Annotated in this window: 16 protein-coding genes; 9 read left to right on the top strand and 7 right to left on the bottom strand. The window is 60.6% G+C overall.

Annotation, left to right across the window (positions count from 1 at the left end; translation table 11 throughout):
• Positions 1–9 precede the first annotated feature (9 nt).
• Positions 10–921, top strand: coding sequence for a LysR family hpxDE operon transcriptional regulator HpxR (gene hpxR / locus NB069_RS16885; RefSeq protein ID WP_250585392.1), 912 nt, complete (start codon positions 10–12; stop codon positions 919–921).
• A gap of 22 nt (positions 922–943) precedes the next feature.
• Here hpxR and hpxO read toward each other — a convergent pair whose 3' ends face one another.
• Positions 944–2,098, bottom strand: a complete 1,155-nt coding sequence (hpxO, locus tag NB069_RS16880; RefSeq protein WP_250585390.1) for an FAD-dependent urate hydroxylase HpxO — start codon at positions 2,096–2,098, stop codon at positions 944–946.
• A 345-nt stretch (positions 2,099–2,443) separates the two neighbouring features.
• Here hpxO and NB069_RS16875 point away from each other — a divergent pair, with 345 nt between their 5' ends.
• Genes NB069_RS16875 through uraH form a run of 3 tightly spaced genes read left to right on the top strand, consistent with a single transcriptional unit; the run spans position 2,444 to position 4,627 of the window.
• On the top strand, positions 2,444–3,826 hold the full coding sequence (locus tag NB069_RS16875; protein WP_250585389.1) for a nucleobase:cation symporter-2 family protein: 1,383 nt from the start codon (positions 2,444–2,446) through the stop codon (positions 3,824–3,826).
• Complete coding sequence (uraD, locus tag NB069_RS16870; protein ID WP_250585387.1) at positions 3,804–4,304, top strand: 2-oxo-4-hydroxy-4-carboxy-5-ureidoimidazoline decarboxylase; 501 nt, start codon at positions 3,804–3,806, stop codon at positions 4,302–4,304. The genes NB069_RS16875 and uraD overlap by 23 nt, the downstream gene beginning before the upstream one ends.
• Positions 4,301–4,627 carry a hydroxyisourate hydrolase gene (uraH, locus tag NB069_RS16865; RefSeq protein WP_250585385.1) on the top strand — a complete coding sequence of 109 codons (327 nt, stop codon included), beginning with the start codon at positions 4,301–4,303 and terminating at the stop codon, positions 4,625–4,627. Before uraD ends, uraH begins: the two co-directional genes overlap by 4 nt.
• A gap of 42 nt (positions 4,628–4,669) precedes the next feature.
• Here uraH and guaD read toward each other — a convergent pair whose 3' ends face one another.
• Together guaD and NB069_RS16855 are read right to left on the bottom strand one after the other, a co-directional pair.
• Positions 4,670–5,989: a guanine deaminase gene (gene guaD / locus NB069_RS16860; protein ID WP_250589538.1), complete on the bottom strand. Its 1,320-nt coding sequence runs from the start codon at positions 5,987–5,989 to the stop codon at positions 4,670–4,672.
• A 105-nt stretch (positions 5,990–6,094) separates the two neighbouring features.
• Entirely contained in the window at positions 6,095–7,582 is a 1,488-nt protein-coding gene (locus tag NB069_RS16855) for an NCS1 family nucleobase:cation symporter-1 (protein WP_250585383.1), read from the bottom strand.
• A gap of 144 nt (positions 7,583–7,726) precedes the next feature.
• Here NB069_RS16855 and NB069_RS16850 point away from each other — a divergent pair, with 144 nt between their 5' ends.
• The 3 genes from NB069_RS16850 to puuE are packed head-to-tail and all read left to right on the top strand — an operon-like array spanning position 7,727 to position 10,147.
• Complete coding sequence (locus NB069_RS16850; RefSeq protein WP_250585381.1) at positions 7,727–8,443, top strand: GntR family transcriptional regulator; 717 nt, start codon at positions 7,727–7,729, stop codon at positions 8,441–8,443.
• Positions 8,443–9,186 (top strand): allantoin racemase, encoded by a 744-nt coding sequence (hpxA, locus tag NB069_RS16845; protein WP_250585379.1) that lies wholly within the window; start codon positions 8,443–8,445, stop codon positions 9,184–9,186. Before NB069_RS16850 ends, hpxA begins: the two co-directional genes overlap by 1 nt.
• 16 nt (positions 9,187–9,202) lie before the next feature.
• Complete coding sequence (gene puuE, locus NB069_RS16840) at positions 9,203–10,147, top strand: allantoinase PuuE (RefSeq protein WP_250585377.1); 945 nt, start codon at positions 9,203–9,205, stop codon at positions 10,145–10,147.
• 47 nt (positions 10,148–10,194) lie between these two features.
• On the opposite strand, the gene hpxZ is transcribed toward puuE, so the two are convergent.
• From hpxZ to hpxW, 4 genes are read right to left on the bottom strand one after another with little or no spacing between them, the layout of a single operon-like run.
• A complete protein-coding gene (hpxZ, locus tag NB069_RS16835) occupies positions 10,195–10,581 on the bottom strand; it encodes an oxalurate catabolism protein HpxZ (protein WP_250585375.1) in 387 nt (128 codons plus the stop codon).
• Complete coding sequence (locus NB069_RS16830) at positions 10,578–11,975, bottom strand: AtzE family amidohydrolase (RefSeq protein ID WP_250585373.1); 1,398 nt, start codon at positions 11,973–11,975, stop codon at positions 10,578–10,580. The genes hpxZ and NB069_RS16830 overlap by 4 nt, the downstream gene beginning before the upstream one ends.
• Entirely contained in the window at positions 11,972–12,160 is a 189-nt protein-coding gene (gene hpxX / locus NB069_RS16825; RefSeq protein WP_250585371.1) for an oxalurate catabolism protein HpxX, read from the bottom strand. The genes NB069_RS16830 and hpxX overlap by 4 nt, the downstream gene beginning before the upstream one ends.
• A gap of 9 nt (positions 12,161–12,169) precedes the next feature.
• Positions 12,170–13,753 carry an oxamate amidohydrolase gene (hpxW, locus tag NB069_RS16820; protein WP_250585369.1) on the bottom strand — a complete coding sequence of 528 codons (1,584 nt, stop codon included), beginning with the start codon at positions 13,751–13,753 and terminating at the stop codon, positions 12,170–12,172.
• Positions 13,754–13,918: 165 nt separating this feature from the next.
• Between hpxW and hpxU the strand changes: the two genes are divergently transcribed.
• The gene (gene hpxU / locus NB069_RS16815) at positions 13,919–14,758 is read left to right on the top strand and encodes a MurR/RpiR family transcriptional regulator HpxU (RefSeq protein ID WP_250585367.1); all 840 of its coding nucleotides are present in this window, start codon (positions 13,919–13,921) and stop codon (positions 14,756–14,758) included.
• A gap of 214 nt (positions 14,759–14,972) precedes the next feature.
• Positions 14,973–15,758 carry a transporter substrate-binding domain-containing protein gene (locus NB069_RS16810; protein WP_250585365.1) on the top strand — a complete coding sequence of 262 codons (786 nt, stop codon included), beginning with the start codon at positions 14,973–14,975 and terminating at the stop codon, positions 15,756–15,758.
• Positions 15,759–15,766: the final 8 nt, after the last annotated feature.

Raw genomic sequence — 15,766 nt, 5'->3', positions numbered from 1 at the left:
CAGGCCAGCATGAGTCCATTTTCGCGTTTTGCTGTCTATTTTACCGAAGTGGCCCGCAGCGGTAGCCTGCGCCGGGCGGCGGAAAAACTGCATATCTCCGCCTCGGCGATCAACCGGCAAATTTTGCAGGCCGAGGAGGCGTTCGGTACGCCGCTGTTTGAGCGTCTGCCCGAAGGGCTGCGTATGACCACCGCTGGCGAACTGCTGTATGAAAATCTGCTGCGCTGGCAAAAGGAGTTTCAGCTTACGCGGCAGAAGTTTGATGAGCTTCAGGGGCTGAAGCGCGGCACCGTCAGCGTCGGCATGGTTCAGGCGCTGGCGGAGGGGTGTTTTGCCGCCGCGCTGGCGGAGATTATTGGCAGCTGGCACTGGCTGGAACTGAACCTGCAGGTGGCGGACAGCCATACTGTCAGCCAGCGGGTGCGTCAGGCGGATCTCGATTTTGGCCTGATCCTGGATCCTGAAGGCCAGGCCGGTCTGAGCGTGCTGGCATTTGCCGAGCTGGAGATGGGGGTGGTGACGCGCCCGGATCATCCCCGGGCCGGGGCTGCGATGCTCTCCCTGGGGGAATTAAGCGACGAGCGGCATATCATTGCCGGCGCACCGCTCATCGTGCATGAGCGGGTCTCGATGCTCTATCGCCATTATGACTTTTCCCCGGCAAATAGCGTGCGCTGCAACGATATCCGGCTGATTAAATCCCTGCTGTTAAAAGGCAGCGGCGTCACCGTCCTCAGCCGACTGGATGTTCTGGATGAGGTGAAGGATGGGCGACTGGCGTTTATACCGCTGCGTAATAAGCTGCTGCGGCCGCTGACGCTGGCCCTGTGCACGGCCCCCTCGCGCCAGCTCTCCCGCCCGGCGCAGATGGCTATCCAGAAGCTGACCGGGGTTATGGAGATGATGCAGGCTGTGCCGTAAAAAGCCTGTGCAACAGCCGCGCTTAGCCCAGCGGGCCGCCCTGAATGGTTTCACACAGGCCATTGATGATCCGCTCTCCGGTCTCGGCTTTCAGCTCCTGATACCACGCCTCCGTCAGCGCCCTGTCTTTACCGTGGGTGACATCGCACCGTTTTCGCGCCTTCAGCACCAGGTCGCGAACCCGGTCCCGGCGGAGCGTTTCGTACTGGCTTAACACCTGTGAAATGTCCTGACTCTGGCGGAACAGATCCCCCAGCACCACCGCATCCTCCATGGCCGCGCAGCCGCCCTGACCGATATCCGGTGTGGTGCTGTGCCCCGCATCCCCCAGCAGCGCCACTTTCCCGCGCACCAGGGTATCGAAGGGTTCGATATCATGGATTTCGATCCGGTTGGTGGTCTGCGGGTCGAGAGCGGCAATCAGCTTTTGCACCTGCGGCGCCCATCCCCTGAAGTAGCGGCTGAGGTCATCGCGCAGGGTAGTGCGATCTTCCGGGAGCCCCAGCGGCAGCGGAACATCGAAGAAAAAGTAGAAGCGGCCGCCGGAGACCGGCATGAGCGAGACGCGTTTTCCCTCGCCGACAAAGGTGGTCCACTGGTTGCCGGGGGCGATGGACTCATCAATCTCCACCAGCCCATTCCAGTTGACGTAGCCCGCGTAACGGCGCGGCGGGGTGTAGCCGAGCACATACGGACGCAGTGCGGAATGGCTACCGTCGGCGGCAATCAGGAAATCCCCCTGTGCCGTTGAGCCATCGGTGAACCAGATGCAGACGCCGTCGGCGTTCTCTTCGCAGCGGGTCACACGTTTACCGAACTGCACGGCATCGCGGCCCCAGAAGTCGAGCATCTCACGCTGCAGCTCTGCCCGGGATACCGGGCTGGGGCGTCCGCCGGTGCGCTCCACCAGCGGCGCGAGGCTGAACTGCGTAAGGGTCTCCGCCCGGCGGTGTTCTTTATAGGCCAGAAAATGCATCGGACCGCCGTAGCTGTCGATTATCTCGCCCATGCCCAGGTGCTGCATGCATTTTACGCCGTTAGGCCAGATGGAGATGGCGGCGCCCACCGGTTTGATCTCTTTTACGGCTTCAAAGACCTCGCACTGTATACCTGCATTTTTCAACGCGACCGCCGCGCTCAGACCGCCAATTCCGCCCCCAATCACCAGTGCTTTCATTTGCCTCTCCTCTTTTTGCGTTGTCATAGCCTTGAGCAATTTGCGTACCACAATGGCGAGCGGGGGGAATCTGGCGCTTTCTGGTACTTCCTGGAGAGAGGTTGCACAAAATCGGGGCGTAACGGGGTGAATGTTGCTCTTTTGTGAATCAATCGTTTCTATAAAGGCGATAAAGAATCTAATGTTTCATGGCGCCGACGCGGTTCACATTGACGCGCTTTTTCCGGGGGAGGATGTAATTAGCTGATATTAAAAGCGTAAATCCGGTGATATCACAAAGTGAGCAACTCTGGCCTGTTTTATGCACTTGCCACTGCACGCTTATTCTTAACGGGATGAAAGACTATGTCAGAGGAAAAGAACGGTGGCTTACTGTACGGCCTTGAGCAGCAGATCCCGCCGGTTCCGGCAATTTTCAGCGCGCTACAGCACGTGCTTGCCGGGCTGGTGGGAATTATCACGCCGCCGCTGATTATCGGGGCCGCGCTAGGGTTAGAGCAGTGGCTGCCCTGGTTAATCAGCATGTCCCTGCTGGCATCGGGTATCGGTACCTTTTTACAATCTAACCGCCTGTGGGGAATTGGTGCGGGCATGATCTGTATGCAGGGCACCAGCTTTGCTTTTCTCGGGGTGGCGATTGCGGGTGGCATGTGGGTAAAGGGGCAGGGAGGCACGCCGCAGGATATTATGGCTATGCTGTTTGGCGTCAATTTCGTTGCCGCCCTGGTACCCTGCGTTGTCAGCCGCTTTATTGAACCCCTGAAGCGAGTTTTTACCCCGATTATTACCGGCAGCGTCATTGCCCTGATTGGCATGAGCCTGATTAAGGTCAGCATCATCAACTGGAGTGGTGGGGAGCATGCAAAAGAGTTCGCCAGCATGGGCAATATCACGCTCGGCGCCGTGACGCTGGGAACCATCGTCCTGCTCAGTTGCATGAAAAACCGCTGGCTGCGGCTTTCGTCGGTGGTGATCGGCATTGCCGTCGGCTGCCTGGTGGCCGCCCTGAGCGGAAGTTTCCAGCTTCAGCCCGTGGGCGACGTCTGGTTCCGCCTGCCGCAGCTGTTCCCGTTTGGCTTTGCGTTTAACGGCGCGATCTTTTTGCCCATTGCGCTGGTATCGCTGGTCTGCATACTTGAAGCCGTCGGCGACCTGACGGCCAACAGCCTGATTTCGCAGCAGTCCATCGACGATCGCGCCTTTCGTACGCGCCTGAAGGGCGGCATTCTGGCGGACGGCATCAGCTGTATGGTGGCGGCGATGCTCTGCGCCTTCCCTAACACCACCTTTGCCCAGAACAACGGCGTGATCCAGATGACCGGGGTTGCCAGCCGCTACGTTGGCCGCTATATCGGAGTGCTCCTGATTTTACTGGGACTGTTCCCCCCCTTTGGCGAGCTGCTTCGTCAGATCCCGGCGCCGGTACTGGGCGGTGCAACGATGGTAATGTTTGGTTGCGTGGTCGCGGCGGGGATCCGCATCGTCACCCAGAAACCCCTCACCCGCCGCGATATGCTGATTGTCGGTCTGGCATTTGGCTTTGGGCTGGGTATCGAAGCCGTGCCGGAATTTCTGGCCCATTTCCCGCCAGTGGTTGAGAACCTGTTCGGTTCCGCCGCCACCAGTGGTGGGCTGGTGGCGATTATCCTCAATCTGATTATCCCGGAAGAGACATCAACCGCCGCGGCGGTAACAAGGAGCGCTGATGATCACGCTGAATCACTTTAACCGCCTGAGTGGCGCAGAGGCCGCTGCCCTGCTGGCGCCCTGCGTTGCCGTTCCTGGCTGGGCGACGGCGCTGGCGGAGGGGCGGCCCTGGCGCACCCGCGAGGCGATGCTGCACGCCGCGCAGCAACTGATGGCCGCCTGGGGAGACGCTGAGCTGAACCAGGCCCTGAGCGCCCATCCGCGCATCGGTGAAAAGCCTGCGGGTGAGCAGCAGCACGCGGCACTGTCGCGTCAGGAACAGGCCAGCGTTAACGCTGGCGATGCCGCCCTGGCCCGGGCTCTCAGGGAGGGAAATGCCCGCTACGAGGCGCGATTTGGTCGGGTCTTTCTGATCCGCGCTAAAGGGCGCACCGGGGAGGATATTCTCCAGGCGCTGTCGCGCCGGTTAGGCAACAGCGACAGTGCAGAGGTGCAGGATGCCTTAGCGCAGCTGCGCGAAATTACGCTATTACGACTGGAAGGAGCAATTGGCGAATGAGCAGGTTAAGCACCCATATTCTGGATATCTCTACCGGCCGACCGGCGCAGGGGGTGAAGGTGACCCTGGAGCGGGAAGGCGAGCAGATAGCCGCAGGCGTGACGGACGAGAATGGCCGAATCGGCGAGTTTGGCGCCGGGCAACTGGCGGCAGGAGACTACCGTCTGACGGCGGCCACCGGCGAGTGGTTTGCCGCCAGCGGCCGGGAGACGATCTTTCTGAGCGCGCAGATTGATTTTGCCATCCGGGAGACGGCGGGCGATCGCTACCATCTGCCGTTTTTGATTGCCCCTGGCGGGTGGTCTACCTATCGCGGAAGTTAAGGCGGCCTTTTACCGGCGTCATTTCAGACGCCGGTCCCGTCGTTACGGTATTTCTGCTTCTCCCCACACGCATTTGCCGTTCACCCAGGTCTCGCTGATATTGCGCTCATCACCCAGGGTCATCAACACGAACAGCTGCTCGTAGATATCCTTGCAGCGCCCGCTACGTAAGCGCTGCAACGGCGTGACGGCCGGGTCGATGACCACAAAATCGGCCTCTTTACCCGGCTGAAAATTACCAATCTTGTCATCGAGACGCAGGGCGTGCGCCCCGCCGAGGGTGGCATGGTAGAAGGCTTCGCTGGCGCGCAGGCGATAGCTTTGCAACTGGCCCACCTTGTAAGCCTCCCCCAGCGTCCGTAGCATGCTGAAAGTGGTGCCTGCGCCAACGTCGCTGCCGATACCCATTCGCACCTTTTTCTGCCAGCAGGTGGGCAAGCGGAACAGCCCGCTGCCGAGAAACAGGTTAGAGGTGGGGCAAAAGGCCACGGCGGAACCGGTATCGTGCAGGCATTGCCACTCTGCGTCCGCCAGATGAATGCCGTGGGCAAAAACGCTGCGCTCGCCGGTCAGCCGGTAGTGGTGGTAGACATCAAGATAGTGTTCATGCTCCGGCCACAGGCTTTTAACCCAGGCGACTTCGCTGAGGTTTTCGCTCAGATGGGTATGCAGCCAGGTGTCGGGGAACTCCTCCCGCAGCTGTTGCACCGCAGCCAGTAGCGCGGGCGTGGAGGTCGGGGCGAAGCGGGGGGTAATGGCGTAGCCAAGGCGCCCGCGCTGATGCCAGCGTTGAATCAGCTCCCGGGTTTGCCGGTAGCTCTGCTCCGCGCTTTCGCTGAGATAGTCCGGGGCATGGCGGTCCATCATCACTTTCCCGGCAAGCAGGCGCATATTCAGCTTCAGCGCTTCGCCGAAAAGGGCGTCCACCGATTCAGGATGCAGGGTACAAAACACCAGCGCGGTGGTGGTGCCGTGGCTCAGGAGCTGGCTGATAAAGAACCGGGCGATCTCCGTGGCGTAACCGGCACTGGAAAACTGGCTCTCCACCGGAAACGTATAGGTCGTGAGCCACTCCAGCAGCTGCTCGCCAAACGCGCCAATCATTTCGGTTTGCGGATAGTGGACGTGCGCATCGACAAAACCGGGGAGTAAGAGTTTTCCGCTCAGATCGCGATAGCCTTTCAGCGGCTGCAGGTACTGCTCCCCCTCCAGCCAGGGGAGGAGCGCCTCAATGCGCCCGTCCCGGATAAAAAGTAAGCCGTCCTCCATGTAGCGTGCGTGACGGGCGATATCGTCAGGGCAATCGGCAACCGTACCGATGTCGAAAAAGGCGCCGCGAAGGGCGATATGGTAGTCCATCAGTCTCTGCCTTATGGCTAAACGAAAGGGTAAACAGAGCGAGCAAAATTGATGCCAGTTTCTCTGGCAGGAGGAAGCGCCGCGGACGGGGGCCGCGGCGGGGATGACTTACTCTTTCTGGGCAAGGGCGCCAAAACGGGCAGGCGCTGCGGCGCGATCCTCCCGCGCAATCCAGCGATAGGCGGCCGCGCTCACAAAGACGCCGATAAACCAGCTAAAGTTAGCCACTTCATGCAGGGCAGGAATAAAGCTGATGACCAGGCCAATGGCGACGGAAGGCACCAGCGCGGCGATGGCTTTTGGGTTAAAGCCGTTGCGATACCAGTACTTTCCTGTTGGCGTATCGTCAAACAGGTCGTTAACCGAAACCTGACCGCGCTTAATCACGTAGAAATCCACCAGCAGAATGCCGAACAGCGGACCGATAAACGCCCCCAGCACGTCGAGGGTGTAGTGGATAAGCTCCGGGGAGTTAAACAGGTTCCACGGCGTCAGCAGGACCGAGCCGACGGCGGCGATCATCCCGCCGGTGCGGAAGCTGATCTTCTGTGGCGAACAGTTGGAGAAATCGAACGCCGGGGAGACAAAGTTCGCCACGATATTGATCCCGATGGTGGCGGTGATCATGGTCAGCAGGCCGATGGCGACGGCCAGGTCGTTGCCCACGCGGCTGACGGTTTCAATCGGATCGGTAATCATCCGGCCAAACAGGGACTGAGTCCCGGAGACAATGACCACCGTAACGACAGAGAACAGCAGGAAGTTGAACGGCAGGCCCCAGCGGTTGCCGCGGCGGATCTCGCCCATGCTTTTGCCGTAGCGCGAGAAGTCGCCAAAGTTGAGCAGCGGGCCGGAGAAGTAAGAGACGACCAGCGCGATGGCCGTGATCATCTGCCAGGTTTGCTCGCCGGTGGTCAGGGATTTACTGGCGAGGGTAAAGGAGATCCCGTCCAGCCCGGTTTTGTATACAATCCAGCCCGCCAGCGCCAGCATCACCACATAGACCGCCGGTCCGGCTATATCAATAAAGCGCTTAATCGCGCTCATTCCGTGCCAGAACACCATCGCCTGCAGCAGCCACATGGTAGCAAAGCAGAGCCACCCCAGATGGGACAGACCCAGGAAGCTGGCCGTGGTAAGGGCCGACAGCGAGGGCCAGAACTTCAGTAACACCAGCATCAATGCGTTGGCCGCCAGCCAGGTCTGGATGCCATACCACGCGAAGGCGATAAGCCCGCGGATCACCGCCGGGATGTTGGCGCCAAAGACGCCAAACGCCTGCCGGGAGATCACCGCATAGGGAACGCCCGCCATCTGGCTGGGCTTCGCCACGAGGTTAGCGCACAGCTGGACGATACAAATTCCCACCAGCAGACACAGCAGAACCTGCCAGCTCGCCAGCCCGAGGGTAAAGAAGCTCGCGGCCACCACGTAGCCTCCCATGCTATGCACATCTGACATCCAGAACGAAAAGATGTTGTACCAGCTCCAGTTTTGATCGCGTGTCGGGGCCAGATCTTCATTGCAGAGCCGTGGGCTGTAGCCCGCGTGAGGATCGGCGTCATTAACCTGATGCGTGTTTTGTCTGTTTGGCATGAAATCTGCTCCTGTAAGTGAAACCCGTGTTAAGTGGCTTACTGAGGCGTTGCAGGATCCAGGCCAGAAATCGTTCATTTTGTATACAATAATTTAATCGTATGTATACAAGATGCTATCTAAAAGTAAAAGCTGGGGTAATGAATGAGCAACCAACATCGTCTGCAGGCCGCGCCAGAGCTGCATGACAAGGACGAATCCATTTACCAGGCGCTGATGACGGCCATTGTCGGGCATCAGCTCCCCCCGGGCAGCAGGCTGCCGGAAGAGGCGCTGTCAGAGGTATTTGGCGTGAGCCGGACGGGGATCAGAAAAGTGCTTCAGCGACTCGCAACGGTGCAAATGGTCACGCTGGCACCCAAACGTGGTGCACAGGTCGCCAGCCCGACGGTTGAAGAGGCGCAGGCGATCTTTCGTACCCGTACTCTGCTGGAGGTGGCGAACTTGCCCGATGTGCTGGCCCGCTGCCAGCCAACCCACCTGGCCGGGCTGGAGACGATCGTCCGTCAGGAGCAGCAGGCCCATGAACGCTACGACGGTCCGGCGGCGATCCGCTACTCCGCCGGGTTTCATATTCAGCTGCAGGCAATCTCCGGCAATCAGGTGCTCACGGAAATGGTGACCCATCTGAGCCAGCGCTCCTCCTTAGTGATTGCGACCTGGGGATCGCCATGGCGGCAGGGCTGCCGCTGCGACGATCACGACCGGCTTATTCAACTGCTGCGGGACAAGGCGCTAGAGCCCCTCAGCGAGGCATTAACGCACCACTTTGAACATATCGCCGCCAGCCTCTGCTTCGAGCGCTCTGGCGTTACCCTGCCTGATTTCGCCCGGCTGTTTGCCGGTTTTAAGGAGCAATAATGGCCGCTGTTTGTATACAAGTGATCAATCCCAATACCAGTCCGGGCATGACGGAAACCATCGGCGCAGCCGCAAGAGCGGCGGCCGCGCCGGGCACCGGGATACTGGCGGTATGCCCCGCTGACGGGGTGGCCTCCATTGAGGGCCATTTTGATGAAGCGATCGCCGCGGTCGGCGTGCTGGAGCAGATCAAAGCCGGTCGGGAGCAGGGCGTGGATGGCCACGTGATTGCCTGCTTTGGCGATCCCGGCCTGCTAGCGGCACGCGAGCTGGCGCAGGGGCCGGTGATAGGCATTGCCGAAGCGGCAATGCACATGGCAACCCTGGTGGCGACCCGTTTCTCAATTGTGACCACGCTGCCGAGAACCCTGATTATCGCCCGTCATCTTCTGCGTCAGTACGGCTTTGAACACCACTGTGCGGCCCTGCACGCCATCGATCTCCCGGTGCTGGCGCTGGAGGAGCGCAGCGGGCTGGCCCAGGAGAAGGTGCGTGCCCGCTGTATCCAGGCGCTGAAGGAGGATGGCTGCGGGGCGATAGTGCTGGGCTGTGGCGGAATGGCGACGCTGGCGCAGGAGCTAACCCGTGAACTGCGCGTGCCGGTGATCGACGGCGTCAGCGCGGCGGTCAAGATGGTGGAGTCGCTGGTGGCGCTCGGGCTGTCCACCAGCAAGCAGGGCGATTTGGCTTATCCGGAGGCCAAGACGTTAAGCGGCAAATTTCAGGTGTTAAATTCATTCTAACGAGAAGAGGTGGGAGATGGCATTTTTGGCAGACGATTACCCGCGCGACCTGCGCGGTTACGCAGGCGAGCCGCCGCACGCCCGGTGGCCGAACAACGCGCGGATTGCCGTGCAGTTTGTGCTTAATTATGAAGAAGGCGCCGAAAACCACGTCCTGCACGGCGATGCCGGTTCAGAACAGTTTTTGTCCGATATTATCGGCGCCGCCAGCTACCCTGACCGTCATATGTCGATGGATTCCTTATACGAGTACGGCAGCCGCGCCGGTTTCTGGCGCATCCACCGGGAGTTCAGCCGCCGTGGATTGCCGCTCACGGTGTTCGGTGTGGCAATGGCGCTGGCGCGTCATCCGGATGTGGTGGAGGCGATCAAAGCGGCGAACTATGACGTGGTCAGCCACGGCTGGCGCTGGATCCATTACCAGAATATGCCCATTGAGCAGGAGCGGGAGCATCTGAATAAAGCGGTGCAGGTCTTCACCGATCTTTTTGGCAAGCCCCCCACGGGCTGGTACACCGGCCGCGACAGCCCGAATACCCGCCAGCTGGTGGTGGAGCACGGCGGCTTTGATTACGACAGCGATTATTATGGCGATGATTTGCCTTTCTGGAGCGAGGTGGCCTGCAGTGACGGCACGCGCAAACCGCACCTGATTGTGCCTTACACGCTTGATGCGAACGACATGCGCTTTGCCACCGCCCAGGGCTTTAATACCGCCGAGCAGTTTTACACTTACCTGAAAGACAGCTTTGATGTGCTGTATGAGGAGGGCGAATCTGCCCCGAAAATGATGTCCATCGGGATGCACTGCCGCCTGCTTGGACGCCCGGGCCGCTTTCGGGCGCTACAGCGCTTTCTTGATTATGTGCAGCAGCATGACAACGTATGGATTTGTACCCGTCAGCAGATTGCCGATCGCTGGCGCGACCTTCATCCGTACCGGGCGTCTCAAACGAAATAGCCCTCTGATTACCCTCTCCCGTCCGGGAAGAGGGTATGTCCACACCCTTAGCTCATCAGGCTCACCTGGGCGGCGACAATGCGCCAGCCCGCGGGAAAGCGTACCCATGTCTGCTGCTGACGGCCAGTGCGCTCGCTGCCCTCACGGGTAAACTCGGTGCTGCACACCGCGTAATCCTCGCCGAAGGTGGTGATGGTGGTATGACGCAGTTCGCGGTGAAGGCCAGCGGCAGGGCGGGCGGCACGAAAGGCGCGAATTTCTTCGATACCGTAGAGGTTTTCCCCGGCCCCCAGCCTTACCGTGCGCTCGTCGTGCCAGAAAAGCGCATCCAGCACGGCAATATCATTGCCGATCAGCGCCTCTTCGTAGCGATAAAACGCCGCCGTCACCTCGGCAAGCACCTGCGGGCGATTAATCTCTTCTCCGGTTATCATGCTGCCACCTCCGCCGGGCTGGCATCGGTGATACCCATCTCTTCCAGGACCCGGGCCACGCGCAGGCAGGCCTGCTCGTTAAAGGGCGCGGCAATTAACTGCAGGCCAATCGGCTGCCCGCCCGCCGTGCGCAGCGGAACCGTGGTGACCGGCAAACCGATAAAGGAGATGGGCTGCGTCAGCATTCCCATACTGGCGCGGATCGGCAGGGACTGGCCGTTGATCTCCATGGTCTGCGCCCCGACAGGCGTAGCGGTGCAGGGGGTCGCGGGGGCGATCAGCACCTCAGCATGGGCGAACAGGGCGTTAAACGCCTGCCGGGCATGGTTGCGAAAACGCTGGGCCTGGATATACCAGCTGGCGGGGATCATCGCGCCCGCCAGCAGGCGCTCGCGGGAGTTGGGCTCAAAACGCTCCGGCTCGCGGCGTAGCGCAGGAAGATACTGATTTCCCCCCTCGGAGGCGCTGATGATAAATGCTGCGGAGCGGGCCAGCTCCGCTTCCGGGAAAATGAGCTCCTCCTGAACGTCCAGTGCCCTGGCTACGCGGGCGACAGCCGCCCGGGCGTCGTTATCGCACCAGGTGGAGAAATAGCCGCCGAGCGTGGCGCAGCGCAGGCCGTCCAGCCCGCGGCTGAGCCTGTTCGCCGTGGGCTCGCTGGCCCTGTCGGCCTGAAAACTGTCCGCATGATCCTGGCCCTGGAGCACATCGTATACCGTCGAGAGATCGCTGACGCGGCGGGCAAACGGGCCGATGTGGTCAAGGCTGGCGACAAACGGGTGGCTGCCGGCGCGGGACAAACGACCGAAGGTCGGCTTCAGGCCAAAGATGCCGCACAGCGACGCCGGGACGCGTATCGAACCGTTGGTATCGCTACCCAGCGAGAAATGGACCAGGCCGGCCGCCACCGCAGCTGCCGACCCGCCGGAAGAGCCGCCAGCGATCCGGGAAAGGTCGTGCGGATTGCGCGTTGCCCCGTAGTGGCTGTTTTCGGTGGTGAAGCCGTAGGCGTAGGCATCCATGTTCAGCATGCCGGACAGCAGCGCCCCCGCGCCTTGCAGCTGACGCACCGCCCAGCTGTCGGCGACGGCGGGGGATCGGTTGCTGAACAATTCTGCTCCGGCAAGGGTGGTATGCCCGGCGACATCGAACAGATTTTTTACCGCACAGGGAACCGCCGCCAGTGCGGGCAGGGGGCGCTTGTCCCGGCGCAGGGTATCAATATGCTCTGCCTCCGCCAGCATCCGCCTTTCGCTGACGTGGGTCCAGGCGTTGATATGCGGATTGACGCGGGCGATATTATCCAGGGTGTGGCGGGCAATCTCCACGGCGCTCAGCTCGCCGCAGGTTAACGCGCGCCGTATCTCTTCGATCGTCATTTCAGGTAGCGTCATGCTTTATAGACTCCGGCGATGTCGACGCGGTCGTCGAGGGAAAAAGCCAGCAGCGGCTCAGCCATAGCCGCAATGCGGGTAAACTGCACGCTGAGCTCGGCGCGGCGCGTGTCGTCCAGCTCCAGTGCCAGCAGCTGTTCCATCTGGGCGAGGTAAGCATCCCATTCGGTTTGTGGTATCGTCATGGTGAACTCCTAATATCCGGCTGCGGAGCCGTTGCTGCGTGGATCGCTGGCGCCCTCTAAAAGGCCGTTGGGGTGGCGGACAATCGCCCCGGCATGGCCCATGGCTTCGCTAAAATCTGCCAGCAGGTCAACCTCATGCCCTAACTGGCGCAGGCGGGCGATGCTCTCCGCGCTGAAGCGCCCCTCCAGCTTGAGGGAGTCGGATGTTTGCCCCCAGGTGCGCCCCAGCAGCCAGCGCGGGCGGGAGATGCTCTCCTGCAGCGGCACATTTTGCATGACGTAGCGGGTGAAGAGGGCAGCCTGGGTTTGTGGCTGTCCGTCGCCCCCCATGGAGCCATACACCATGACCCGGCCATCTTTCAGGCGTGCCGCGGCGGGGTTTAAGGTATGAAACGGCTGTTTGCCGGGGGCCAACGCCAGAAGATGCGCCGGATCCAGGCTGAACGAGGCCCCGCGATTCTGCCAGACCAGGCCGGTGTCCGGCAGGACCACGCCGCTGCCAAATTCATGGTAAAGGCTCTGAATGAAGGAGACGGCCAGACCGTTTTTATCGATAACGCCCATCCATACGGTATCGCCCGGTCCTTTGCCCGCTCCCCAGGGCGCCGCGCGTTGATCGTCTATTTTCTCTGCCAGCGGCTGCAGCGCCGCAGGGGTAAGCAGGCTCTGGATATCGACATCAAGATGACGCGGGTCGGTGATGTGGGCGTCGCGCAGGCCAAAGGCCAGCTTGGTGGCTTCAACAATGCGGTGGATGGTCAGCGCATCGTCCGCATCGGCCATCCCGAGACGGTCGGTTATCCCGAGGATCGCCAGGGAGACCAGCCCCTGGGTCGGCGGCGCCAGGTTCCACAGCTCGCCGTGCTGGTGATCGAGTCTGAGCGGAAGCGGGCGGCGGGCCCGATGCTGATGCAGATCGGCGAGGGCGATCGGCATGCCGCACGTTTCCATGCCGCGGGCCAGATGCTCCGCCAGCGGCCCGCGGTAGAAACTGTCTAACCCTTCCTCCGTTAACCGGCGCAGGGTGTTTGCCAGCGCCGGTTGCAAAAAGCGGCTGCCCGCCGCGGGCGGCTGTCCGTTGACCAGAAAGGTATCGGCGAATCCGGGCTGGTGGCGCAGTTCGTCCAGTTTACTTGCGGTGGCGCTGGCCTGAGAGGCGGTGACCGGAATACCTAGGGTGGCGTAGCCGATGGCATCCCTGAGAAGGCGGGTCAGGGGCATGTTGCTCCGGCAGAGATCGTGGGAAATCGAGAGTGCTTCTTCCCAGCCGCTGACGGTACCGGCCACGGTAAGCGCAGCCTGCGGGCCGCGATGGGGAATGTGCGCCAGCCCCTCATAGGCCTGCGGGGTAGCCCCCGCGCCCGCCGCGCCGCTGGCATCGATGGCGATGGGGTCGCCCTCAGGAGGGACGATCAGCCAGAAACCATCCCCCCCAAGACCGTTCATGTGCGGATACACCACCGCAATGGTTGATGCGGCGGCGACCATTGCCTCAATGGCACTGCCCCCTTCGCGCAAAATCGCCAGCGCGCTTTGGCTGGCCAGATGATGGGGAGTAACTGCCATCCCTTCGGTGGCAACATGACTTTGCATGGCGTGTCCTCTGATAACCGTTTGTGTGCGAAGGGTTGCAAAAGCTGTTCCATTTATGAATTTAAAGTTTCACCTGCTGCAGGACGAGGGCATTTTGCGGAACTGGCATGCATTATGAAGAGAGTTAACGCTATAGTGCAGTGAAACAAAAGTTACAGAGGCCTTATGCAACAGCTTGATGAACGCCTGAAAGAGCAGTATGCGTCTTTATCGCCACAGGAGCAGCGGGTGGCGGACTTTATTTTCGATCATTTTGACGATCTCATCAGCTATAACAGCGCAGAGCTGGCGCAGCTGAGCGGCGTCTCTAAAGCGACGGTCAGCCGCCTGTTCAAGCGGCTGGGCTATGAAAAATATAAAGAGATGCGGGATGAACTGCGGACCCTGCGCCAGAGTGGCATGCCCATTACCGACAACCGCGATGCGGTGCAGGGCAACACGCTGCTGGCAAGACACTATAAACAGGAAATGGCGAATCTGACCCAGTGGGTCAATGCCCTGGACGTGCAGCAGTTTGCCGGTGCGCTTCAGGCTATGGTCGCCGCCCGGCGCATCTTTATTGTGGGCATGCGCAACTCCTGGCCTGCGGCGCTGCATCTGCGTCAGCAGCTGCTGCAGGCGCGGGGAGAGGTGCTGGTGTTGCCTCAGCCGGGGCAGAGCCTGAGTGAAGAGCTGGTTGATTTAACGGCTGAGGATCTGGTGGTGGTAATGGCCTTCCGCCGTCGCCCGCGCATTATTCGTCCGCTGTTGCAGCAGCTGCAGAGCAGAGGTATTCCGGTCCTGCTGATGTGCGAGCCGCAGGCGCATGGCCTCTTTCCGCTCGCGCGCTGGCAGCTTTGCGCCCCGCTGGATAGCGTGTCGGCTTACGATAGCTACGCCTCGGTCAACAGCCTGATCAACCTGCTGGCGAACGCTTTCCTGCATGAAATTCTCGATAAAGGCCGACCGCGGATCCACGATATCGCCACGCTTTACCAGCAGCTGGATGAACTCGAACACCGATAATGGGGCGCCAGCGTGGTGCCTTGCCTCTTCCTGGTGCGAAAAGATAGTGGGGAAAGCCGGTGGGATTTCCTCTTTTTTAGTCTTTTCCCTCTGATAATGCCGTGTTTAATCCCACTTGTACCCCGTGCGTCAGACTGAATGCTTCTTGGCACATTAGTTGCAAAACTGAAACATAAGAATCTTTTGTTTCATGCTAACGTAACGGGGAACCCTCATGAAAAAATTGCTCATCGCCCTGGTTGGGGCTGCCAGCCTGTTAACCCACCTTTCGGCAGCACAGGCTGACCAGCTGCAGGATATTGAAAAACGCGGTGTGATCCGCATTGCGGTACCGCAGGATTTCCCGCCGTTTGGATCGGTAGGGACCGACCTTCAGCCCCAGGGCTATGACATTGATACGGCCCGCTATCTGGCTAAGGCGATGAAACTCAAGCTGCAGCTGGTGCCGGTGACCAGCGCCAACCGGGTGCCTTATCTGCAAACCAACAAAGTCGATCTGGTGATTTCAAGCCTCGGTAAAAACGCCGAACGCGAAAAGGTGATTGATTTTAGCCGCGCCTACGCGCCGTTCTTCCTGGGGGTGTTCGGCCCTCAAGGGGCTGAGCTGAAAGACCCGGCCGCGCTCAGCGGCAAAAGCGTGGGCGTGACCCGCGGCGCGGTGGAGGACATGGTGCTGAGTAGCGTCGCGCCGAAAGAGGCGCAGATTAAGCGCTATGAAGACAATAACACCACCCTCTCAGCCTATCTTTCCGGCCAGGTGCAGTACGTCGCCACCGGCAATCTGGTGATCGCGGCCATTTCCCGGCAGAACGCCGATAAAGCGCCGGTGCCGAGCTTTATGCTGAAGGATTCCCCCTGCTTTATCGGCCTGAAAAAGAACGAACCGGCGCTGAAGGCGAAGGTGGATGCGCTGATTGAACAGGGAGTGAAAGACGGCACCCTTAACGCGCTGTCTGAGAAGTGGCTGAAAGCGCCGCTGCCTGCCAGCCTCGGCGTATAAGGCTGGGG

The sequence above is a fragment of the Leclercia adecarboxylata genome (genome assembly GCF_023639785.1).
Lineage (GTDB): Bacteria > Pseudomonadota > Gammaproteobacteria > Enterobacterales > Enterobacteriaceae > Enterobacter > Enterobacter adecarboxylatus_D.
The sequence above is the reverse complement of the archived record's forward strand: the minus strand, read 5'-3'. Positions and strand labels throughout refer to the sequence as shown.

What these genes read in the sequence shown, in the direction of transcription:
- NB069_RS16850 (WP_250585381.1), top strand. Translation starts at nt 7,727, where the DNA reads ATGAGCAACCAACATCGTCTGCAGGCCGCGCCAGAGCTGCATGACAAG.
- hpxO (WP_250585390.1), bottom strand. Translation starts at nt 2,098, where the DNA reads ATGAAAGCACTGGTGATTGGGGGCGGAATTGGCGGTCTGAGCGCGGCG.
- hpxX (WP_250585371.1), bottom strand. Translation starts at nt 12,160, where the DNA reads ATGACGATACCACAAACCGAATGGGATGCTTACCTCGCCCAGATGGAA.
- NB069_RS16810 (WP_250585365.1), top strand. Translation starts at nt 14,973, where the DNA reads ATGAAAAAATTGCTCATCGCCCTGGTTGGGGCTGCCAGCCTGTTAACC.
- NB069_RS16875 (WP_250585389.1), top strand. Translation starts at nt 2,444, where the DNA reads ATGTCAGAGGAAAAGAACGGTGGCTTACTGTACGGCCTTGAGCAGCAG.
- puuE (WP_250585377.1), top strand. Translation starts at nt 9,203, where the DNA reads ATGGCATTTTTGGCAGACGATTACCCGCGCGACCTGCGCGGTTACGCA.
- uraD (WP_250585387.1), top strand. Translation starts at nt 3,804, where the DNA reads ATGATCACGCTGAATCACTTTAACCGCCTGAGTGGCGCAGAGGCCGCT.
- hpxR (WP_250585392.1), top strand. Translation starts at nt 10, where the DNA reads ATGAGTCCATTTTCGCGTTTTGCTGTCTATTTTACCGAAGTGGCCCGC.
- hpxU (WP_250585367.1), top strand. Translation starts at nt 13,919, where the DNA reads ATGCAACAGCTTGATGAACGCCTGAAAGAGCAGTATGCGTCTTTATCG.
- NB069_RS16830 (WP_250585373.1), bottom strand. Translation starts at nt 11,975, where the DNA reads ATGACGCTACCTGAAATGACGATCGAAGAGATACGGCGCGCGTTAACC.
- hpxA (WP_250585379.1), top strand. Translation starts at nt 8,443, where the DNA reads ATGGCCGCTGTTTGTATACAAGTGATCAATCCCAATACCAGTCCGGGC.
- NB069_RS16855 (WP_250585383.1), bottom strand. Translation starts at nt 7,582, where the DNA reads ATGCCAAACAGACAAAACACGCATCAGGTTAATGACGCCGATCCTCAC.
- hpxW (WP_250585369.1), bottom strand. Translation starts at nt 13,753, where the DNA reads ATGCAAAGTCATGTTGCCACCGAAGGGATGGCAGTTACTCCCCATCAT.
- uraH (WP_250585385.1), top strand. Translation starts at nt 4,301, where the DNA reads ATGAGCAGGTTAAGCACCCATATTCTGGATATCTCTACCGGCCGACCG.
- hpxZ (WP_250585375.1), bottom strand. Translation starts at nt 10,581, where the DNA reads ATGATAACCGGAGAAGAGATTAATCGCCCGCAGGTGCTTGCCGAGGTG.